The organism is Paenarthrobacter sp. DKR-5 (genome assembly GCF_018531425.1).
Classification (GTDB): Bacteria; Actinomycetota; Actinomycetes; order Actinomycetales; family Micrococcaceae; genus DKR-5.
On sequence record NZ_JAHBOI010000001.1, the window covers coordinates 151,940 to 172,164 of the forward strand.

Below are 20,225 nucleotides of genomic sequence, written 5' to 3' on the forward strand. Positions count from 1 at the left end.
GGTGAGATCAATACCGGAGATCAAGTCTACGCAATCCGGAGCCGTACGTCGAACCGGGCCTCCCAGCGGCCTGCCGCACCCCCGGGCGCGGACGGGCAGGCGACTACAGTTGGACTGTATCCGCCCTCCATCCCCGGGACAGCCTCGCCCCGCGGGTCCGCTAGCGAACCAGGAATCTCATGCCGCGCATTTCGCAACGAATCGGCTCCATCGCGGAGTCAGCCACTCTCGCCGTGGACGCCAAGGCCAAGGCGCTGAAGGCCGCAGGACGTCCGGTGATCGGGTTCGGCGCCGGGGAACCCGATTTCCCGACGCCCGGGTACATTGTCGACGCCGCCGTCGACGCCGCCCGCCAGCCCCGCTACCACCGCTACTCCCCTGCCGCGGGCCTGCCGGAGCTGCGGGCCGCGATCGCCGAGAAGACCAGGCGCGATTCGGGCTACGTCGTCGACCCTTCCCAGGTGTTGGTCACCAACGGCGGCAAGCAGGCCGTCTACGAGGCTTTCGCCACCCTGCTCGACCCGGGCGACGAGGTGCTCGTCCCCACTCCGTACTGGACCACGTATCCGGAAGCGATCCGGCTGGCCGGAGGGGTGCCGGTTGACGTGTTCGCCGGCCCCGACCAGGGCTACCTGGTGAGCGTGGACCAGCTGGAGGCGGCCCGGACCGAGCGCACGAAAATCCTGCTGTTCGTCTCCCCCTCCAACCCGACCGGGGCCGTGTACAGCCCGGAGCAGGTCACCGCGATCGGCCAGTGGGCCGCTGCCAACGGGCTGTGGGTCGTCACGGATGAGATCTACGAACACCTCACCTACGACGGCGTCCCGTTCACCTCGATCGCCACGGCGGTGCCCGAGCTCGGCGACCGGGTGGTCGTGCTCAACGGCGTAGCGAAGACCTACGCGATGACCGGCTGGCGCGTGGGCTGGATGATCGGTCCGGCCGACGTCATCAAGGCCGCCACCAACCTGCAGTCGCACGCGACCTCTAACGTGGCCAACGTGTCCCAGATCGCGGCCCTCGCCGCCGTTTCCGGTCCGCTGACGGCGGTGGACGAGATGAAGGTGGCCTTCGACCGGCGCCGCAAGGCCATTGTGGCCGGGCTGAACGCGATCGAGGGCGTCGACTGCCCGACGCCGCACGGGGCGTTCTATGCCTATGCGGATGTGCGCGGCCTGCTCGGCAAGGACCTTGGCGGTGTCCGCCCGGAAACGAGCGCGGAACTGGCGGCGCTGATCCTGGACAAGGTCGAAGTCGCCGTCGTTCCCGGCGAGGCGTTCGGACCGAGCGGGTACCTGCGGCTCTCCTATGCCCTCGGCGACGAGGACCTCGCCGAGGGCATCCGCCGGCTGCAGGAGTTCCTCGGAACCGCACGCTAGCGCTCACTTCCAGGGGCTCGCTGCCGCTTATGACACGGTTTCCCGCTTATGACGCGCCGGAAACCGTGTCATAAGCGGGAAACCGCGTCATGGCCGCGTCGCGGGTGGTTGGGCGTGCTGACGGCCCTGCGCCAGCAGGCTACCCGTGACAAACAGCCCCGGGACAAGGAATTCTGATTCCATGGAAAAGTTCTTCAGCGTCATTCGCAGCATCGGCCTTAACCGTGGACCCAACCGGTGGATCGGCGGCGTCTGCGGCGGAATCGCCGCGAAACTGAATGTTGACCCCACGCTGGTGCGGATCATCTTTCTGGTCCTCGCCCTGCTGCCCGGGCCTGCCGTGGTCTTCTACATCCTCGCCTGGATCCTGCTTCCGGACAGCGCCACCGGCCGCATCCTGCTCGAATCCTGGCTGCGCAACAAGTCGGTTTCGTAGCCGCCGGCGCCCGGCCGGCCCCTCAGCCCGCGGACCGTCGCTGCCCGCGGGCCGCTGGGTTGTCACGGATGGGTTGTTACCGATGGGTTGTTACGGAGCGAATGTTAGCTGGCGCACAGTGCCGTGCCGGATACGTCTAGAATCGTTTAGCGAGCTCAACGGGGCGCTCCTGAGTTAATAATCCCAACCCAAGGACCCGGGCCCACTATGAAAATTGGCATCCTTACCAGCGGCGGCGACTGCCCCGGACTGAATGCGGTTATCCGCGGAGCAGTGTTGAAGGGCATCAAAGTCCACGGTCAGGAGTTCGTCGGTTTCCGCGACGGCTGGCGAGGCGTGGTCGAAGGCGACGTGATGGAGCTGCCGCGGCAGAGCGTGCGGGGCATCTCGAAGCAGGGCGGCACCATTCTGGGCACCTCCCGCACCAACCCGTTCGAAGGCAGCGGCGGTCCCGAGGTCATCAAGGACAACCTCAAGCGCCTCGGCATTGACGCCATCATCGCCATCGGCGGTGAAGGCACGCTGGCCGCGGCGAAGCGGCTCACGGACGCAGGCCTGAAGATTGTCGGTGTTCCCAAGACCGTCGACAACGACCTTGATGCCACGGACTACACCTTCGGCTTCGACACCGCCGTGCAGATCGCCACCGAGGCGATCGACCGCCTGCGCACCACCGGCGAGTCCCACCACCGCACGATGATCGCCGAGGTCATGGGCCGCCACGTGGGCTGGATCGCCCTGCACGCGGGGATGGCCTCGGGCGCCCACGCCATCCTGATCCCGGAGCAAAAGGTGTCCATGGACCAGGTCACTGAATGGGTCAACGAGGCCCACGACCGCGGGCGCGCCCCGCTGGTCGTCGTCGCCGAGGGCTTCGTTCCCGAAGGCCAGGAAACCCCTCACTCCGAGCGCGGCCTCGACACCTTCGGCCGGCCCCGGCTCGGCGGCATCGCCGAGCAGCTGGCCCCCGAGCTGGAGGCCCGCACCGGCATCGAGACCCGCGCCACCGTGCTCGGGCACATCCAGCGCGGAGGCGTGCCCTCGGCGTTCGACCGTGTGCTCGCCACCCGTCTGGGCATGGCCGCCATCGACTCGGTCGTGGACAAGCGCTGGGGCACCATGGTGTCGCTGAACGGGACGGACATCGTCCACGTCGGCTTCGACGCCGCCCTGGGCAACCTGAAGGTCGTCCCGCAGTCCCGCTACGACGAGGCTGCGATCCTCTTCGGCTAGCGGCCGCAGGCAGGGTGCTCGGCTAGCGTAGAAGCATGAGTTTCGACGCCGCCAGCATCCCGATCGTGCATCTCGCCTGGGCGCGGCTGCTCGGCTGCCCGGACGATGCCCTCGTTCCGGGCGCCGTCCGCCTGGAAATCCCGGACGAGAACGCCGAGGCGCTCACGTTCGTGCGGCTGTTCGGGGCCTCGGCCTTGCGCGGGCCGCGGTGGGCTCTGGACGCTGCGCGGGATCTTGCCGACGACGAACTGGCCCGGCACGCCACCCTGCTGCGGCTGACCCGGGACCACGGCGGCCACGGCCTGGGAGCCGCAGTGCTCTACTTTGCGGATGACCTCGAGCTGACCCAGCCGGAGCATGAGGTCACGGTCTCGCTCGATCGGGAGGATTCCGCGGCGCTGGAAGCACTTTGCCCGCCGGACGACGTCAACGAGGTGCGTCTCTCAGGCCAGGAGCACCAGTTCGTCCTGCTCGAGGATGACCGCCCGGCGGCCGGCGCGGGCTACGAGGAGCGGGCCGGCATCCTGGCCCAGCTGGGCACGCTCGTCGCTCCCGGCCTGCGCCGGACCGGCCGCGGCACGCTGATCGCATCCATTGCCGGGCACGAGGCGCTGTCGGCTGGCCTGGTGCCGCAGTGGCGGGCCGAGGTGAACAACACCGCGTCCCGCGCGACAGCGCGCCGGCTCGGCTTCGTCGAAGGCGGCAGCCAGACCAGCGTGCTGCTCGGCTAGCGGCCTTCCCCGGCGGCCGGGGCCGGCTGGCGCACCGCCGGCGTGCCGGCCGCGCCGGCGCCCCACTGCTGCACAGGCTTCGGCTTGGCGAAGAAGAGCACCACCAGCACGCCGATCAGGGCGATGCCGGCAGGCAGCAACAGGGACTGCGACATGGCGGTGGTGAAGCCCTCGTGCAGGAACCCGGGCAGCTGGCCGCCAAACTCGTTGGTCTTCATGGTGCCGCCGGGGGCCTGGGGAAGATCGGCGGCGAGCCGCCCCTGGATCAGCGCCGCGATGGAGGCGCTGCCCAGCACGGCACCGATCTGCCGGGTGGTGTTGTAGACCCCCGAGCCGGCGCCGGCCTGATGCGGCGGCAGGTTACGGGTGGCGGACGTCGACAAGGGCGCCCAGATGCCGGCGTTCGCCAGGCCCAGCACGGCGCTGGGAAGCAGGAGCAGCGCAATATTGACGTCGGGCGCGAGCAGCGCCGAGTACCAGAACAAGCCCAGCGCGAGGAGCATCAAGCCTGCTGCCGCAATGAATTTGGGGTTCACCCGGTCCACGAGCTTGCCCGTCACCGGCGCCAGGGCGCCGGAGATCACGGCCATCGGAACCAGCATCAAGGCGGACTGCGTGGGGGTGAGACCCCGGACGATCTGGTAGTAGAACACCAGCGGCAGGGACATGCTCGTGACGGTGAAACCGACGGTGGTGATGGCGGCGTTCGCCAGCGAGAAGTTCCGGTCGCGGAACAAACCCAGCGGCAGCAGAGGCTCGCCCTTGCCCACGCGCTGCCATACGACGAAGGCGGCGAGTACCACCAGCCCGGCGATAATCAGGGACCAGACGGACAGCGGCCCGACGATGGTGCCCCAGCTGTAGGTCTGGCCTTCCTGGATGCCGAAAACCAGCAGGAACATGCCCAGCGCGCTGAGCACGACTCCTACGATGTCGAAGCGGTGCGGGTGGGTGCTCAGCGCGGGCACGAAACGCAACGCGCAGAAGAAGGCGACGACGCCGATGGGCAGGTTGATGAAGAAGATCCATTCCCAGCCCAGGCCGTCCACGAGCACGCCGCCCAGCACGGGTCCGACCAGGGTGGCAACGCCGGCCACCGAGCCCCACAGCCCCATGGCGGCACCGCGGCGGTCCGGCGGGAAAATCCGCGTGATGACCGCCATCGTCTGCGGCGTCATCAGCGCCGCACCAAGGCCCTGGACGATGCGTGCGGTGATCAGGATGCCGATGTCCCCGGCCAGCCCGCACCAGACGGAGGCCGCGGTGAAGGTCAGCAGACCGGCCAGATAAAGCCGCTTCGGACCGAAACGGTCACCGAGGCGCCCGGTGATCAGCAGCGGCACCGCGTACGCCAGCAGGTAGGCGCTGGTCACCCAGATGACCGAATTGATGTCCGTGTGGAGGCCCTCCATGATCCGCGGGTTCGCCACCGAGACGATGGTCGTGTCGATCAGGATCATGAAGAAGCCGAGCACGAGCGACCACAGCGCCGGCCACGGCTTGGAAATCGGTTCCATCGGTTGTCCTTCTTGCTCATATCGCCGACCGCTCGTCGACGGCGACCGCTGACAATACCTCAACAGTGGTTCGGAACAGGAGCCGTCCTGGATGGAGGCGCCAGGATGCTCCGTCCGCTTAGTGCCGCTTGAGAAAACCGCTCTGCCGGCCTACGACCTGGCCGGCGTCCGGCGCCACGATGACCTCCTGCGACGCCGCATACAGTTCGCCGTCGTCGTCGACGGTCAGTGTCTCGCCGGGGTCCACTGTGCGCTTCACGACGGCCAGCGCTATCGGGCCCATTTCGTAGTGCTGGGCGGCCGACGTCACGGTGCCGACCTGCCTGTCGCCGGCCCGGACAACGCTGCCGACGGCGGGAAGGGTGTGCTGGGACCCGTCCACGTGCAGGAACACGAGCCGCCGCGGCGGATGGCCGAGGTTGTGCACCCGGGCGATGGTTTCCTGGCCCTTGTAGCACCCCTTGGCGAGATGCACAGCGGTCCGCAGCAGGTCCAGCTCGTGCGGAATGGTCTTCTCATCGGTTTCGGCGCCGCGGCGCGGACGCCAGGCGGCGATCCGGAGGGCATCAGCCGCCCAGGCCCCGGCAAGGGGCCTGTCCGCCAGGGCTTGCTCGAATTGTTCGGCGGGAATGAGATATTCGTACCAGCTCCGCTCGCGGCCCGGGTGGCGGTCCTCCTCGACAGCCGTGTAGGCGAAGCCGCCGGGGCCAACCTCCGGCCACGGGTCGCGCCAGACGAGGAACCCTTCCCAGCCCGCCACCGGAGCCGTGGAACCAGCGAGTGCCCACTGCCCCGTTTCGTCGGCGACCTCGACCCGCAGCATGAACTTCATCTTCGTCAGCCATTCGGCCAGCGGCGCTGCTTCGTCGGCTTCGACCAGCAGCCAGGTCTTGTCGCCGTCGTCGACCACCCTGGCGTCGAAGTCAATCCTTCCCTGCACGCTCAGCAGCAGCAGTTCGGTGCCGGTGCGGGGGCTCAGGCTGCCCACCTGCTGGGACGACAGCGTGTTGAGCCAGCTCAGCCGGTCCGGGCCTGCCACGGTGACGACGCCGCGGTGCGAGAGGTCGACGACGGCCCGCCCTTCGGCGAGGGCGCGCTGCTCGCGCAGCGGGTCCCCGTAGTGGGCGGCTACGCCGGCGTCGAGGCCGCCGGCCTCGACGGCGCCGGGGCGCGTCAGCAGGGGGCTCTGGTAGCTCATGAAAGAAGAACGTCCTTCGGGGTGGCGGGTATTCCGGCGGCGCCGGCGCGGCGCCGGTCAGGCAGTCTTTTTGAGGATGGCGGAGGCATGCGCCTCCAGCGGCTTGCCCGCCGCCGCAACGTCCCAGCGCCAGAACAGGTCCCCGTTGACCAGCCCGAAAATGCGGGTGGCGGCGTCATACTGCTTCGACTGCGCCCCGCGCATCACCAGATCCGTGGTGAGCTGGATCTGCGGGCCCTTGATCTGGCCGTAGTAGAGCTCGGCGATGCCGCCGGGGTGCACGATGGTGGCAGTGAGGTCGAACCCGCCGTCCTCATTGCGCAGCTTCTCGACGTCGTCCGCGGTGGTCAAGGCGGGAACGATGTCCGCCGGAATGAGGCCCGGTCCGCCGTCGGCGTCGTTGAGCTTGCGGTCCAGCGCCCAGAACCCGGTCTCCAGTGACAGGGGCCGGAGCTTCGTGCCGTCCTCGTCGGTCAGCCAGCTTTCCGCCGAATAGTGCAGGTAGGGCAGGCCATTCGTGCCGAAGATTACCCGCTGCGCGAAATGCTCGGAATCGGCCTCGCCGGCACCGAGCCGGCCGGTACCTTCCCAGGTGCCAATCAGCCAGGAAAGGGGAACGAGCTCCGGGGTGAGGTCAGTGGGAATCTCGATGGGCATGCGCGACGCCTCGGCGGAGTGTTACTTCTGGCCCTTGAACAGGCGCCAGACGACCAGGCCCGCGAACCATGCCATGGACAGGCCAGCAATCACCAGCAGGACGATGAAGAAGATTTCGAATCCCAGAACCGACATACCCGTATCCTAACGCGTTAAACGATGAGCAGTTTCTCGATGAAGTAGACCAAGGTGCCCAGGGCATAGACGGGAGCCAGGCCCAGGGCGAGGGCTGCGGGGAAGGTCCTGGGCATCCCGCTGAGCACCACCAGCCGGCGGAAGGAGACGAGCACCGCGCCGATGGCGACGCCGACGACGACAGCCGCCAGCACCGGGACATCGAAGAAGAGCAGGCCCGCCATCGGCCCCGCGAGGCCGGCGAGCACGATGCCGATCGGCGCCACGATCCTGTCCGGCCAGCGGATCAGGCCGGCCGCCAGGGCGAAGACACCGCTGGCACCGGTCACGAGCATCATCGGCCCGAGGCCGTTCACCCGGGCCGCAGCGATCCAACCGGCGCCAAGGCACGCCAGCAACACTCCGGTGCTGGCCCCCAAAGTGGATTCGAGCCGTTGCGCCTGGCCCGTGCCCCGCAGCAACTGCATGACGAAGACCGCTCCGATGCCGAGGGCGATGAACGCCGGCACCCAGCCCAGCACTCCGGGGACAGGCGAGAATGCTGCAGCGAAGGCCGCGCCGATCCCGGCCAGGGCGATGATGGAGCCGAGCGTCTTGCGCGCCGGCACGCCCAGATAATGCGGCCAGCCGTAGCCGACGACGGCGGCGGCGACGCAGGAGACCGCAAGCATCACCGTTCCGGGCCGGTAGGAGGCGGCGATGATTGCCGCCAGGCCCGCTATGCCGGCCAGGCCGATGATCGATGACTTCACCCTGCCATCCTGCCTTAAAGCTCCGTCGGCGTGCGAGACGCGCAATGTTCGGGCCGCCGGCGCCACGTGGGGCTATAATCAAACCCAACCTCGGCCCACCCAGCCGAGGCTGGGACGCCCAAGGATGCGCGCGCACGGCCCATTGGAGGAAACATGTCGCACATTCTGCTGCTAACAAACAGCCCCGGTTCATCAGTGGACATCCTGCCTGCGTTGGAGCTGCTCAACCACCGCATCCATATCCTGCCGGCCGAGCCTACCGCCCTGCTCGACACCGACCCCTGCGATATTGTCTTTCTCGACGCCCGCAAGGATCTTGTGGGGGCGCGCTCGCTCACCCAGCTCCTGAAGGCGACAGGCCTGAGCACTCCGCTGATTCTGATTCTGACCGAAGGCGGCATGGCGGCCGTGTCAGCGGTGTGGGCCGTGGAGGATGTGGTGCTGGACACCGCCGGCCCGGCCGAGGTGGAGGCCCGCATCCGGCTCGCGGTGGCCCGCAGTTCCATGCCGGACGAGGAAACGAACAGCGAGATCCGTGCCGCCGGCGTCGTGATTGATGAATCGAGCTACACCGCGCGGGTCAACGGCCAGGCGCTGAACCTGACGTTCAAGGAATTCGAGCTGCTGAAGTACCTGGCGCAGCACCCCGGACGCGTCTTCACCCGAAGCCAGCTGCTGCACGAGGTCTGGGGCTACGACTATTACGGAGGCACCCGGACCGTGGACGTGCATGTGCGGCGCCTGCGGGCCAAGCTCGGCGCTGATCACGAGAACCTCATCAGCACTGTTCGCAACGTCGGCTACCGGCTCACCCTGGCCCGGCTCCCCGAGGACGAACTGACCGAAGCCGACACCTAGGCCGCCCCGCCTCATGCCCTTGGCGGCTTCAGGCTTAACGTCAAAGGCTCCGACCCGGGCGGGTCGGAGGCTTTGACATCCTGGTGGAGGACATACGGGTCGAACGTATCAAAGGCACCCCACTGGTGCATCCCCCTCGTGGACGCCGGCCGTGCTGATGATCTTGTCCTGATCATCCCGACCGCTGTCCGGGATACCGACTATACCCGGGTGCTGCGCGGCACCCAAATCGGCGCGCCCGCCGGGGGTTCCGCGCCTCCCGGGGCACCGGCGGGGCCGGTCGACCGCCGCCTGTGCTGCCAGTAGCCTTGGCTCATGAGCCGAGCGATCTCCGAAAACTGGCCCGTCCTGACAGTCCGCGGCGCACCCGACGGCGAGCTGATCCGGGACATCACCGCCCTTGTCGCGGCATCGGCCGAGTCCGACGGCAACCCGCCGCTGTCCGAGCAGACCCTGGTGGACCTCCGCTCCGCGGACGCCGACGCCTCGAACCTGCTGACGCTCGCGCTCTATTCGCCGGAAGAGGAGTCGGACCCGGCCACAGCGCAGGATCTTGCCGGCGCCGCCGTCGTCACCCTCGAGCCGGACGGCACGGGAGTGCTGGAGATTGTGGTGCACCCCTGGTACCGGAACCAGGGCGTGGGGGCACGGCTGGTGGACACCCTCAAGTCCGTCCGCGGCCTCGACGGGCTGCACGCCTGGTCGCACGGCAACCACGAGGCGGCGGCCGACCTGGCGCGGCAGTACGGCTACGTGCCGGTGCGGGAGCTGTGGCGGATGCGGCTGACCCGTACGTCGGCTCCGATGCCCGCGGTCGAACTGCCCGAGGGCGTGACGCTGCGGGCCTTCGTCCCGGGCCAGGACGACAAGGCGTGGCTCGCTGCGAATGCCGACGCGTTCTCGCACCATCCCGAACAGGGCTCCATGACCCTGGGCGACCTGCGGGCACGGATGGCGGAATCGTGGTTCGACCCGGCCGGCTTCCTCCTCGCGGTCGATGCGCACGGGACGATCCTGGGCTTCCATTGGACGAAAGTGCATCCGCGGACCGGCGGCCACCCTGCGATGGGCGAGGTGTACGTCGTCGGCGTCACCGCCGCAGCCCAGGGCAAAGGGCTGGGCAAGGCACTGACCATCGCGGGCATCAACCACCTGCATGACGCCGGGCTGAGCGCCATCATGCTCTATGTGGACGCTGACAACCAGGCCGCGGTCGCGCTCTACCGCAAGCTGGGCTTCACCCGGTGGGACACCGACGTGATGTACGCACCGGCCTCCGCTGCCGAGGGCGCCGTCGCCACTGTTGCGACGCCCGCGTAACGCTGCTGCGGAACTTGTAATGTTGAGACCAGGAAGCACGCACCGCGACTAAGGAGTGAGCATGCAACCGGAATCTCTGGGCACGGCCACCAGTGCTGTCTTCGGCTCCTCCGAGGTCAATGCCGCCCGCGCCACCCAGGACCGCATCGACATCCCCGAGTTCGCGCCGACCATGGTCCCCGAGGGCGACATCCGCCCCGACCGGTTCCTGGACCGTGAGCTGAGCTGGCTTGCCTTCAACGCGAGGGTCCTGGAGCTGGCGGAGGACCCGGACCTGTTCCTGCTCGAGCGCGTGAACTTCCTCTCCATCTTCGCCTCCAACCTGGACGAGTTCTTCATGGTGCGCGTCGCCGGCCTCAAGCGCCGGATCGCCACCGGTCTCGCCGTGCCCTCGCCCGCCGGGCTGAGCCCGATGGAGGTGTTGGACCAGATCAGCGCCGCGGCGCACAAGCTGCAGGCCCGGCACGCGCAGGTCTTCGCCGAGCAGATCCGGCCTGCCCTCGCCTACGAGCACATCCACCTGGTCCACTGGAACGAGCTGGACGAGGCCGCCCGGGCGGAACTGAGCACGCTGTTCAAGGAGAAGGTGTTCCCGATCCTCACGCCTCTGGCGGTGGACCCGGCGCACCCGTTCCCGTACATCTCGGGGCTTTCGCTGAACCTGGCCGTCGTGGTGCGCAACCCGGTGAGCGACAAGGAGCTGTTCGCCAGGCTGAAGGTGCCGGACCAGCTGCCCCGCCTGATCTCCATCGACGGACCGCGTGCCGGCACGATCCCTGGCCGCGTCGCGCGCTTCATCGCGCTCGAGGAGGTCATCGCCGAGCACCTGGACCAGCTCTTCCCCGGCATGGAGGTGCTCGAGCATCACTCCTTCCGCGTTACCCGCAATGAGGACGTGGAGGTTGAGGAGGACGACGCCGAGAACCTGCTGCAGGCCCTGGAGAAGGAGCTGCTGCGCCGCCGCTTCGGACCGCCGGTGCGCCTGGAGGTCACCAACGACATCAACCCGAACATCCGGTCCCTGCTGGTGCGCGAACTCGGCGTCGAGGAGTCCGAGGTGTACGCCGTCCCGGGCCCGCTGGACCTGCGCGGCCTGTCCGTGATCGGCGGCATCGACCGCTCCGACCTGCGCTACCCCAAGCACGTGGCACACACCAGCCGCTACCTCAACGAGTCCGAAACCGCCAAGGCTGCGAACGTGTTCGCCGCGATGCGCCGCCGCGACATCCTCCTGCACCACCCCTATGACTCGTTCTCCACCTCGGTGCAGGCGTTCCTCGAACAGGCCGCGTCGGATCCGAAGGTGCAGGCCATCAAGCAGACCCTGTACCGCACGTCGGGCGACTCCCCGATCGTGGACGCGCTCGTGGACGCCGCGGAAGCGGGCAAGCAGGTGCTTGCCCTGGTGGAGATCAAGGCGCGCTTCGACGAGCAGGCCAACATCAGCTGGGCGCGCAAGCTCGAACAGGCCGGCGTGCACGTCGTCTACGGCATCGTGGGCCTGAAAACGCACTGCAAGCTCTCCCTGGTGGTCCGGCAGGAACTGGACGGGCTGCGCCGGTACAGCCACATCGGCACCGGCAACTACCACCCGCGCACCGCCCGGTACTACGAGGACCTCGGCCTGCTCACCGCCAACGAGCAGGTGGGCGAAGACCTCTCCAAGCTGTTCAACCAGCTCTCCGGCTACGCGCCGAAGTCGACGTTCAAGCGCCTGCTGGTCGCCCCGCGCTCGGTCCGCTCCGGCCTGATCGACAGGATCGAGCGGGAGATCTCCAACAGCCGTGCCGGGCTGGCCGCCCGCGTGGTCATCAAGGTCAACTCGATGGTGGACGAAGCGATCATCGACTCGCTCTACCGGGCCTCGCAGGCCGGGGTGCACGTGGACATCATCGTGCGCGGCATCTGTTCGCTGCGGCCGGGCGTGCCCGGGCTGAGCGAGAACATCACGGTCCGATCCATCCTGGGACGGTTCCTCGAGCACTCCCGGGTGTTCGCCTTCGCCAACGCCGGGGACCCGGTTGTCTACATCGGCTCGGCGGACATGATGCACCGCAACCTCGACCGCAGGGTGGAGGCCCTGGTGCAGCTGGGCAACCGCGAGGATGTTGCGGACGTCATGTCGCTGATGGACCGCTACGTCGATCCGCGCACGTCCAGTTGGCATCTGGACGAGTCGGGGGTATGGACCCGGCACCACCTCGACGAAAACGGTGAACCGCTCAGCGACGTGCAGTCCTGGCTGCTCTCCACCCGGTCCCGCCAGCGGTCAGCCGCCCTGCGCTGATGACCGAAGACGCTGGCATCCTCGAGGACAGCGCACAGCAGAGCAGCACGGAGACCGTCCCGCCCGCGGGGCCGGCGGACGTCCTCGCCGCCGGTGCGCTGTGCTGGCGCGCCCGCAAGGGCCGGCTCGAAGTGCTGCTGATCCACCGTCCGCGCTACGACGACTGGTCCTGGCCCAAGGGAAAGATGGATCCGGGCGAAACCGTCCCGGAAACGGCAGTGCGCGAAGTCCGCGAGGAAATCGGGCTCGAAATCACCCTCGGCCGGCCGTTGCCCACCATCAGGTATCAGGTCGCCGCCGGCGCAAAGGACGTGTACTACTGGGCGGCGAAAGCTGACGGTATGCGGGCCATCCCTGACGGCAAGGAAGTCGACGCTGTCATGTGGTGCGCCCCCGAGAAAGCCCTGGAGCTGCTCAGCAACCCCTCGGACCGGGAGCCATTGGAGGCTCTCTCCACCGCGCACGGCCGGGGCGACCTGGACACCTGGCCGCTGATCATCGTGCGCCACGCCAAGGCGAAACCGCGCTCGGCCTGGTCGCGCGCCGAAGGCGACCGGCCGCTGGCAGCCACCGGCCGCCGCCAGGCCCTGGCCGTGCAGCGGCTGCTGATGGCCTGGCAGCCGAGCCGTATCGTGAGCAGTCCGTGGCTGCGCTGCGTCGCGACGGTCTCCCCGTATGTGAAGGCGACCGGCACTAAGCTCAAGCTGGACGATGCGCTCACCGAGGCCAAACACCAGCGGCATCCGCGCAAGACCGCCGCCAGCGTGGAGGGCCTGTTCGACAAGCACCGCCCGGTGGCGGTGTGCACGCACCGGCCGGCCCTGCCGACAGTGCTGGCCCAGCTCGCCGGGCACATGCCGGGCCGCCTGCGCGCCCTGCTGCCGGAGACCGACCCCTACCTCACACCGGGTGAAATGATCGTCCTGCAGGTCAGTGCCAGCAACAACAGCCGCATCGTCTCCTACGAGAGATACAAGCCCTTCGACGACTAGGACACCGCGCGAACGGCCACCAACGGCGGGCTCCACGCACCGGAAGCCGCCGTTACCGGCCGTTCGCGCACCGGGCCACAAAGCCGCTGGCCGCAAAGCCCCTGGCCGGGAAGACCGCGCCGGATAGACTGGGCCGGTGACTATTCCCACCCCGTACGAAGACCTGCTGCGCGATGTGATGGAGCACGGCACGCCCAAGGGCGACCGCACCGGCACGGGCACGCGGAGCGTCTTCGGGCGCCAGATCCGCTTCGACCTGGCCGAGTCGTTCCCGCTGATCACCACCAAGCGCGTGCACTTCAAGTCAGTGGCCCTGGAATTGCTCTGGTTCCTGCGCGGGGACTCCAACGTGTCGTGGCTGCAGGAGCGCGGGGTGAAGATCTGGAACGAGTGGGCCGACGAGCACGGCGAGCTCGGACCTGTCTACGGCGTGCAGTGGCGTTCCTGGCCGACCCCCGACGGCGGGCACATCGACCAGATCGCGCAGGTCGTCGAAAGCCTGAAAAGCAACCCCGATTCGCGCCGGCACATTGTCTCCGCGTGGAACGTCGCCGAAATCTCCAAGATGGCGCTGCCGCCCTGCCACGCGTTCTTCCAGTTCTACGTGGCCGACGGCAAGCTCTCCTGCCAGCTCTACCAGCGCAGCGCCGACATGTTCCTCGGCGTCCCGTTCAACATCGCCTCCTATGCCCTGCTTACCCTGATGGTCGCCCAGCAGACCGGGCTGGAACCGGGCGAGTTCATCTGGACCGGCGGGGACACCCACATCTACGACGACCACGTCGAGCAGGTCACCGAACAGCTCACCCGCAGCCCGTTCCCCTACCCGACCCTGCGGCTGCGCCGGAAGCCCGACTCCATCTTCGACTACGAGCTGGAGGACTTCGAGGTCCTGGACTACCAGCACCACCCCGCGATCAAGGCGCCGATCGCGGTATGAGCAGGCAGGAAGCCGGACCGCGGATCGGGATGATCTGGGCGCAGACGCTCGGCGGCGTGATCGGCGCGAACGGCACCATGCCCTGGCACCTGCCGGAGGATCTCGAGCACTTCCGGCGCACGACGAACGGCCACCCCGTCGTCATGGGCCGCAGGACCTGGGACTCCTTCCCGGCCCGCTACCGGCCCCTGCCTGGCCGCACGAACATCGTGATCACCGGCCAGCAGGACTGGGCGGCCGACGGCGCCGTCGTCGTGCACTCCCTCGACGAAGGCCTGGCGGCGGCCCGGACGGCTTCGGGCAGCGACGAGATCTGGGTCCTGGGCGGCGGCAAGGTCTTCGGCGAGGCAGCACCGGGGGCCGACACCGCCGTCGTCACCATCATCGATTCCCACGCGGCCGGAGACACCCACGCCCCGGAACTCGGACCGGACTGGACCCGGCAGCTCTCCGACCCCGCCGACGGCTGGCACACCTCCCGCAACGGCACCCGGTACCGCTTCGAACACTGGACCCGCACCCCGGGTGTGGCGTAACCAACTGCGGGTGCCGGCGGCCGGCCGGTAAAATGGCCGCATGACTTCTTCCGTGGGCTTCGTCGGTTGGCGCGGCATGGTCGGTTCCGTCCTGATGCAGCGCATGCAGGACGAGAACGACTTTGCCGACATCAACCCCGTCTTTTTCTCCACCTCCAACGCCGGGGGTGCCGCGCCGTCGTTTGCCGCCGGCGCCGGGTCGCTCAAGGACGCCTACGACGTCGGCGCGCTGGCGAAGCTGCCCATCATCGTGACCGCGCAGGGCGGGGACTACACCAAGGAGGTGTACCCGAAGCTGCGCGCCGCCGGCTGGGACGGCCTCTGGATCGACGCCGCCTCCACCCTGCGCATGGACGAGGATTCGATCATCGTCCTCGATCCGGTGAACCGCGACGTCATCGACGCAGGCCTGAGGTCCGGCGTGAAGAATTTCATCGGCGGCAACTGCACCGTTTCCTGCATGCTGATGGGCCTTGGCGGCCTTTTCAAGCAGGGCCTGGTCGAGTGGGGCACCTCGATGACCTATCAGGCGGCCTCCGGCGGGGGTGCGCGCCACATGCGCGAGCTGCTCAACCAGTTCGGCGCCCTCAACGGGGCCGTCGCAGACGAATTGGCGCACCCGTCCTCGGCCATCCTGGAGATCGACCGCAAGGTGCTCGCCGCGCAGCGCAGCCCGGAACTCGATGCAAGCCAGTTCGGCGTGCCGCTGGCCGGCTCGGTGATCCCGTGGATCGACGCCGACCTCGGCAACGGCCAGTCCAAGGAAGAGTGGAAGGGCGGCGCCGAGACGAACAAGATCCTCAAGGGCGCCGGCTTCGAGGACCACCGCATCCCGTTCGATGGCCTCTGCATCCGCATCGGCGCCATGCGCTCGCACTCCCAGGCCCTGACCTTGAAGCTGACCGAGGACCTCTCCGTGGCGGAGATCGAGAAGATCATCGACGCCGACAACGAGTGGGCCAAGGTGGTGTCCAACACCAAGGAAGCGTCCTTGGAGCAGCTCACCCCGATCGCCGTCACCGGAACGCTGGACATCCCGGTGGGCCGGATCCGCAAGCTGGAAATGGGCCCGGAGTACATCAGCGCATTCACCATCGGCGACCAGCTGCTGTGGGGCGCCGCGGAACCGCTGCGCCGGATGCTCAAGATCGCCATCGGCACCCTCTGAACCGGGTCTAGGCCGCCGGACGCCTCAGCAGGGGCACGAAGACGGCCAGGGCGACCACCTGGGTGGCGATCGTGAAGGCTGTCAGGCCGGGCAGCGACACCGCATAGAGCGCGCCGATGACCGTTGAACCGGCAAGCCATGCAACGCCGTAGATGGCGGTGAAGATGCCGTAGCCGGTGCCGCGCCGGTCCCGCGGTACGAGATCCGCGACGGCGGCGCGCAGCGTTGATTCGTGGATGCCCAGGGCGGCACCCCAGACCGCGGCACCCACCCAGATCAGCGCCGGCGCCGTGGCGAAGGACAGGAATGGCACCGCAGCCGTCAGCGGCAGCGCAATGAGCAGCCCGCGCAGCCCGATCCTGTCATAAAGGGCGCCGGACCACAGGGCCGCCAGCGCCGCCGCCCCCATGGACACCGCATAGGTGACCGGGATCAGCGCCGCCGGGATGACCTTCTGCACCTCAATGTGGTAGGAAATCACGCCGAAGGTGGCGAAGCCGGACATCGAGACGGCGGTGAAGGCGCTGTACCACCAGAACCGCGCCGGCAGGGGGGCCCTTCGGACGGCCTGCGCCGCCGTGCCGGAGGCATGGGCCGGCTTGTGCGGGTCAAAGCGCTCCGGTGCAGGGACGGCGCCCCGGAGCAGGACGACGGCGGCCAGGGCCAGCGCGCCGGGGATGGCGAGGACGCCGAACCCTGCCTGGTACCCGGAAATGGCAATCATCAGGCTGACCAGGAGCGGGCCGACGAGGGCCCCCGACTGGTCGAGGGCCTCATGGATCGCAAAGGCTTTGCCCCTGCCGATCGCGGACCCCGCATGGGAGAGCATGGTGTCCCTGGCCGGGGTGCGCACCGCCTTCCCGAACCGCTCGGCCACCACCAGCCCCGCGGCCTGCCACAACGACGCAGCCACCGCCAGCAAGGGCACGGCGACGACGGTGAGGGCATAGCCGGCGATCGTCAGCGGCCAGTACCGGCGGGTCCGGTCGGCCAGCGGTCCGGTGGCCAGGCGCAGAACCAGGGCCACGGCTTCGCCGAGGCCGGTGATGAACCCGACCAGGGCGGCCGAGGCGCCCAGGGTCGCCAGGTAGGGACCGGTGATCGAACGGGCCCCCTCGTAGACGACGTCGGCGAGCATGCTGACGACGCCGAAGGCGAAGACGAATCCCACGGGTCCGAACCGGTTCTGACGCACGGAGCCCGTTTCTTCCTGCTTGGTTGCAGGCTGCTCCTGCCCGCTCACAGCACCGCCCCCAGGGCCAGGCCCGCGGCTGCAGCGGCGACGGCCCCCACGAGGGAGCCGACGCCGTTGAGCAGTGCCAGCCCGGTCCTGCCGGACTGGACCAGCCGTACCGTCTCGAAGCTGGCCGTGCTGAAGGTCGTGTAGCCGCCGAGGAAACCGGTGCCGGCGACCGCCTGCAGTTCGGCCGGGGCGGCGTGGACGATGACGGCGCCGGCCACCAAGCCCAGCAGGAAGGATCCGGTGAGATTGATCAGGATGGTGCCCGCTGGCAGCGCGCTTCGCAGCCGGCCGCGGACAAGGCCGTCCACGATGAACCGTGTGCCGGCACCGAAGCCGCCTGCGAGGCCTATCAGGATGACGGTCAGGGCGCTCACCGGCGCCTCCCTTCGGGCGGAACGTTATGCGGGGCAGCCGCGCGGCGCCGCTTTGTGGTGCGCGTGTGATGGCCGGCCGCGACCCGGATCCCCGCGATGCTGGCGAGGGCTCCGCCGAGCAAGGTGGCCGCCAGGTACACGAGCGCATCGGTGCCGCGTCCGGCGCTGAACAGGTGGCTCGCCTCCACCGCCATGGTGCTGTAGGTGGTGAAAGCGCCCATGAAGCCCGTGCCGGCGAGGAGGCGGACCACCCGCAGCCGCCCGGCGTCGGGCCCGCGACGGGCCAGGCCTTCGAGCAGGACGCCGAGGGCGAACGCCCCGGCGAGGTTGATGCACAGAGTGGGCAGCGGCCAGCCCGCCGGGGAAGGCAGGGCGGAACTGAGCCAGTAGCGGGCAAGCGCCCCGAGGATGCCCCCGGCGACCACGATGAGCACGAAGCCGGGATGCAGGTGCACCGGCCGGTGAGGGCGCACCTCGCCGAGGGTCTCCGCGTCAGGATCAAGGTCCGGACCGGCGGCGGTCTTAGCGGGCTGCTCCATCAGCGGCCTTCCTGGGGCTGGTGCCTGGTATGCGGGGCGAGAGGTACAACCAGTACGGGACGGAGCTGACGGTGCGTCAGATGCACGGCGACCGAGCCGGTGAGCAGTTCCTCCAGCCGGGCACCGAGGCCGCGTTCGCGGGTCCCGACGACGATGACGGAGGCATCAACGGTCTCGGCAAGCCTGCCGAGGGCGCGGGCAGGGTCTCCAGCGAGGGTAACGAAGGACCAGGCCACGCCGGACCCGGCGAGCGCCGCCGCGAGCTGACCCTTGATGGCTGCACCGATGCCTTCGACGTCGTCGTCGATCCCGTCCGGGTCGATCGGTCGCGCCTGGCCCGCGCCATCCGGTTCTTCCCTGAGGTAGGTGGTGACGTCGACGTAGGCGCAGACCAGGTCGACGCCGAGGCTGTGGGCCAGGTCCGCGGCGCGGTGCGCTACGGCCAGCGGCTGGCCGGGGACGACCCCCATCAGGACGGGTCCGGATATCCTGCGCGGCGTGTAAGCGGGACCCGGGGCCGGGTCCGGTTCGCCGGCGCGGTGCAGGGCGGAGCCTGGTTCACTCATGGACGGTCCTCTCGGTGAAACTGCTGTCCTCGGGCCTGCCGGGGCGTGAGGAGGCGGGACACACGCAGCCGCATCCGGACATGGACAACCTACCTTTCGTGCTGCAAAGGCAGGAACCATCAGCCGTGCGGCGGTTCGGACGGCGGCACACCCGGTGCACGCGCTGTCCCGGCGGGATCCATCACCGTCATCAGAGACTACAGGCAGCTCCCGCGTCGCCGCCAGACGGCGGCCTGCGCTGCCGCAGGGCCGTCACCCGGCCAGGAACCGCCGGTAGCGCTCCGCCTCACGCTCGAAGGCCGCCCTGCGGCCGGGACTAAGCTCTTCGAACGGGACAGGCACCACGGCGAGCCCGGCTGCCGAAGCCTTCGTCCTCCACGTGCCGACGATGCTCCCGCCCGCGACAATGACGGGCTTGAACACGCCGTTGCCGCCGGGGACGATCTTTTCCGCATGTGCCGGGGGCAGGGCGGCAGTCCGGTCGGCGTAACCGAGCAGGAACTCGTCGAACGCCGGCAGCGCCAGCAGTGACCTCGCGCCGGGCGCAGCGCCGAGCAGGGCCTCCGCCTCGGCGGCGATCCAGTAGGTACGGCCGCCCGTTTCGAAGGAGACCAAACCCTTGGCGGCCGCACGGATACCGCGGCGCACCTCTGTCAGCGGCAGCTTGGTCCACCAGGCAAGGTCCCTCTCGGTCGCCGGTCCATGGCTGCGGAAGTAGCGCAGCGCGAATTCCGCCAGCGCCTCGTCGCGCTCCAGTGCGCGGCTGGCGCGGATCCACTCGTCGAACAGGACCAGGAGCTGCCCGTCCCGCTCCAGCGGCCCCTGGACCAGCAGCCCTTGCAGGCACAGCGCCGCGAGCAGGTGGATGCCGCGCTGGCCGCCGGTGCTTAGCCCCGCTGCTTCGAAGGCGTCGAAGAGTGTCCTCCTGCTGGCGGCGCGGTCGCCCGCCAGCAGCGCAACGGCCGACTCGGCGGCGGCCGAGAGGTCCCCGGGGCCAATCCCGAGCTGGCGGAACCGGGTGCCCATGCTGCGAAGAGTGCGGGGGCCGCCGAGGTCCAGCATCCAGCGCAGGTCCTCCGGGGCAACGAGGTGCAGTGTGCCGCGCATCGGCCAGGAGCGGACGATCTCGCCGGCGTTCAGTGCCTGCTCGACGGCGGAGCGTCCCGCCCCGGGCGTGCGCCGGCCCACTGCCCACAGGACGGCGGCGAGGTCCTGCGCCTGCATCGCGGTCATCCGGCGGACGACGTCGGCCGGGGCTGCCCCGGCGTCGACCCGGCCGGCGAGGAGCCCGTGCGCGGCCAGCCGCATCCGCGCGAGCTGCCGCGGCGCCACGTCGATCGTCATGCCTGCATGGTGCCATGCCG

The 20,225-nt window shown here is 69.0% G+C and carries 20 protein-coding genes and 1 riboswitch; of the genes, 11 read left to right on the forward strand and 9 right to left on the reverse strand.

Annotation, left to right across the window (positions count from 1 at the left end):
* Nucleotides 1-179 precede the first annotated feature (179 nt).
* The 4 genes from KIH31_RS00750 (at nucleotide 180) to KIH31_RS00765 (ending at nucleotide 3,779) form a co-directional block, all read left to right on the forward strand.
* Complete coding sequence (locus KIH31_RS00750; RefSeq protein ID WP_214425160.1) at nucleotides 180-1,379, forward strand: pyridoxal phosphate-dependent aminotransferase; 1,200 nt, start codon at nucleotides 180-182, stop codon at nucleotides 1,377-1,379.
* A gap of 181 nt (nucleotides 1,380-1,560) precedes the next feature.
* The gene (locus KIH31_RS00755; RefSeq protein WP_214425161.1) at nucleotides 1,561-1,815 is read left to right on the forward strand and encodes a PspC domain-containing protein; all 255 of its coding nucleotides are present in this window, start codon (nucleotides 1,561-1,563) and stop codon (nucleotides 1,813-1,815) included.
* A 207-nt stretch (nucleotides 1,816-2,022) separates the two neighbouring features.
* A complete protein-coding gene (locus KIH31_RS00760; protein WP_214425162.1) occupies nucleotides 2,023-3,048 on the forward strand; it encodes a 6-phosphofructokinase in 1,026 nt (341 codons plus the stop codon).
* A 35-nt stretch (nucleotides 3,049-3,083) separates the two neighbouring features.
* Nucleotides 3,084-3,779 carry a GNAT family N-acetyltransferase gene (locus KIH31_RS00765; RefSeq protein WP_214425163.1) on the forward strand — a complete coding sequence of 232 codons (696 nt, stop codon included), beginning with the start codon at nucleotides 3,084-3,086 and terminating at the stop codon, nucleotides 3,777-3,779.
* Here the strand turns inward: KIH31_RS00765 and KIH31_RS00770 are convergent.
* The 4 genes from KIH31_RS00770 to KIH31_RS00785 all read right to left on the reverse strand — a co-directional run bounded on the left by KIH31_RS00770 (nucleotide 3,776) and on the right by KIH31_RS00785 (nucleotide 8,038).
* The gene (locus KIH31_RS00770; protein WP_214425164.1) at nucleotides 3,776-5,296 is read right to left on the reverse strand and encodes a DHA2 family efflux MFS transporter permease subunit; all 1,521 of its coding nucleotides are present in this window, start codon (nucleotides 5,294-5,296) and stop codon (nucleotides 3,776-3,778) included. The two genes, KIH31_RS00765 and KIH31_RS00770, sit on opposite strands and share 4 nt — an antisense overlap.
* Before the next feature lie 118 nt (nucleotides 5,297-5,414).
* On the reverse strand, nucleotides 5,415-6,494 hold the full coding sequence (locus KIH31_RS00775; protein ID WP_214425165.1) for a folate-binding protein YgfZ: 1,080 nt from the start codon (nucleotides 6,492-6,494) through the stop codon (nucleotides 5,415-5,417).
* Between the two features lie 57 nt (nucleotides 6,495-6,551).
* Nucleotides 6,552-7,151, reverse strand: coding sequence for an FABP family protein (locus tag KIH31_RS00780; RefSeq protein WP_214425166.1), 600 nt, complete (start codon nucleotides 7,149-7,151; stop codon nucleotides 6,552-6,554).
* 152 nt (nucleotides 7,152-7,303) lie between these two features.
* On the reverse strand, nucleotides 7,304-8,038 hold the full coding sequence (locus tag KIH31_RS00785) for a permease (protein WP_214425167.1): 735 nt from the start codon (nucleotides 8,036-8,038) through the stop codon (nucleotides 7,304-7,306).
* A gap of 153 nt (nucleotides 8,039-8,191) precedes the next feature.
* Between KIH31_RS00785 and KIH31_RS00790 the strand changes: the two genes are divergently transcribed.
* The 7 genes from KIH31_RS00790 (at nucleotide 8,192) to asd (ending at nucleotide 16,139) form a co-directional block, all read left to right on the forward strand.
* Nucleotides 8,192-8,896 (forward strand): response regulator transcription factor, encoded by a 705-nt coding sequence (locus KIH31_RS00790; protein ID WP_214425168.1) that lies wholly within the window; start codon nucleotides 8,192-8,194, stop codon nucleotides 8,894-8,896.
* Between the two features lie 315 nt (nucleotides 8,897-9,211).
* Nucleotides 9,212-10,216, forward strand: coding sequence for a mycothiol synthase (gene mshD / locus KIH31_RS00795; protein WP_214425169.1), 1,005 nt, complete (start codon nucleotides 9,212-9,214; stop codon nucleotides 10,214-10,216).
* 61 nt (nucleotides 10,217-10,277) lie between these two features.
* Entirely contained in the window at nucleotides 10,278-12,503 is a 2,226-nt protein-coding gene (locus KIH31_RS00800) for an RNA degradosome polyphosphate kinase (RefSeq protein WP_214425170.1), read from the forward strand.
* On the forward strand, nucleotides 12,503-13,495 hold the full coding sequence (locus KIH31_RS00805) for an NUDIX hydrolase (protein WP_214425171.1): 993 nt from the start codon (nucleotides 12,503-12,505) through the stop codon (nucleotides 13,493-13,495). Before KIH31_RS00800 ends, KIH31_RS00805 begins: the two co-directional genes overlap by 1 nt.
* 136 nt (nucleotides 13,496-13,631) lie before the next feature.
* The gene (locus KIH31_RS00810) at nucleotides 13,632-14,435 is read left to right on the forward strand and encodes a thymidylate synthase (protein ID WP_214425172.1); all 804 of its coding nucleotides are present in this window, start codon (nucleotides 13,632-13,634) and stop codon (nucleotides 14,433-14,435) included.
* On the forward strand, nucleotides 14,432-14,971 hold the full coding sequence (locus KIH31_RS00815; protein ID WP_214425173.1) for a dihydrofolate reductase: 540 nt from the start codon (nucleotides 14,432-14,434) through the stop codon (nucleotides 14,969-14,971). The genes KIH31_RS00810 and KIH31_RS00815 overlap by 4 nt, the downstream gene beginning before the upstream one ends.
* 40 nt (nucleotides 14,972-15,011) lie before the next feature.
* Nucleotides 15,012-16,139 (forward strand): aspartate-semialdehyde dehydrogenase, encoded by a 1,128-nt coding sequence (gene asd / locus KIH31_RS00820; protein ID WP_214425174.1) that lies wholly within the window; start codon nucleotides 15,012-15,014, stop codon nucleotides 16,137-16,139.
* Between the two features lie 7 nt (nucleotides 16,140-16,146).
* Here the strand turns inward: asd and KIH31_RS00825 are convergent, their stop codons facing one another.
* The 5 genes from KIH31_RS00825 to KIH31_RS00845 all read right to left on the reverse strand — a co-directional run bounded on the left by KIH31_RS00825 (nucleotide 16,147) and on the right by KIH31_RS00845 (nucleotide 20,205).
* Nucleotides 16,147-17,334 carry an MFS transporter gene (locus KIH31_RS00825; RefSeq protein ID WP_214425175.1) on the reverse strand — a complete coding sequence of 396 codons (1,188 nt, stop codon included), beginning with the start codon at nucleotides 17,332-17,334 and terminating at the stop codon, nucleotides 16,147-16,149.
* Nucleotides 17,335-17,378: 44 nt separating this feature from the next.
* Entirely contained in the window at nucleotides 17,379-17,747 is a 369-nt protein-coding gene (gene crcB, locus KIH31_RS00830) for a fluoride efflux transporter CrcB (RefSeq protein WP_214425624.1), read from the reverse strand.
* A 5-nt stretch (nucleotides 17,748-17,752) separates the two neighbouring features.
* On the reverse strand, nucleotides 17,753-18,295 hold the full coding sequence (locus KIH31_RS00835) for a CrcB family protein (RefSeq protein ID WP_214425176.1): 543 nt from the start codon (nucleotides 18,293-18,295) through the stop codon (nucleotides 17,753-17,755).
* On the reverse strand, nucleotides 18,295-18,861 hold the full coding sequence (locus tag KIH31_RS00840) for a universal stress protein (protein ID WP_214425177.1): 567 nt from the start codon (nucleotides 18,859-18,861) through the stop codon (nucleotides 18,295-18,297). Before KIH31_RS00840 ends, KIH31_RS00835 begins: the two co-directional genes overlap by 1 nt.
* Nucleotides 18,862-18,964: 103 nt before the next feature.
* Nucleotides 18,965-19,056, reverse strand: a riboswitch (Fluoride riboswitch).
* A 57-nt stretch (nucleotides 19,057-19,113) separates the two neighbouring features.
* Nucleotides 19,114-20,205 carry a winged helix DNA-binding domain-containing protein gene (locus KIH31_RS00845; protein ID WP_214425178.1) on the reverse strand — a complete coding sequence of 364 codons (1,092 nt, stop codon included), beginning with the start codon at nucleotides 20,203-20,205 and terminating at the stop codon, nucleotides 19,114-19,116.
* Nucleotides 20,206-20,225: the final 20 nt, after the last annotated feature.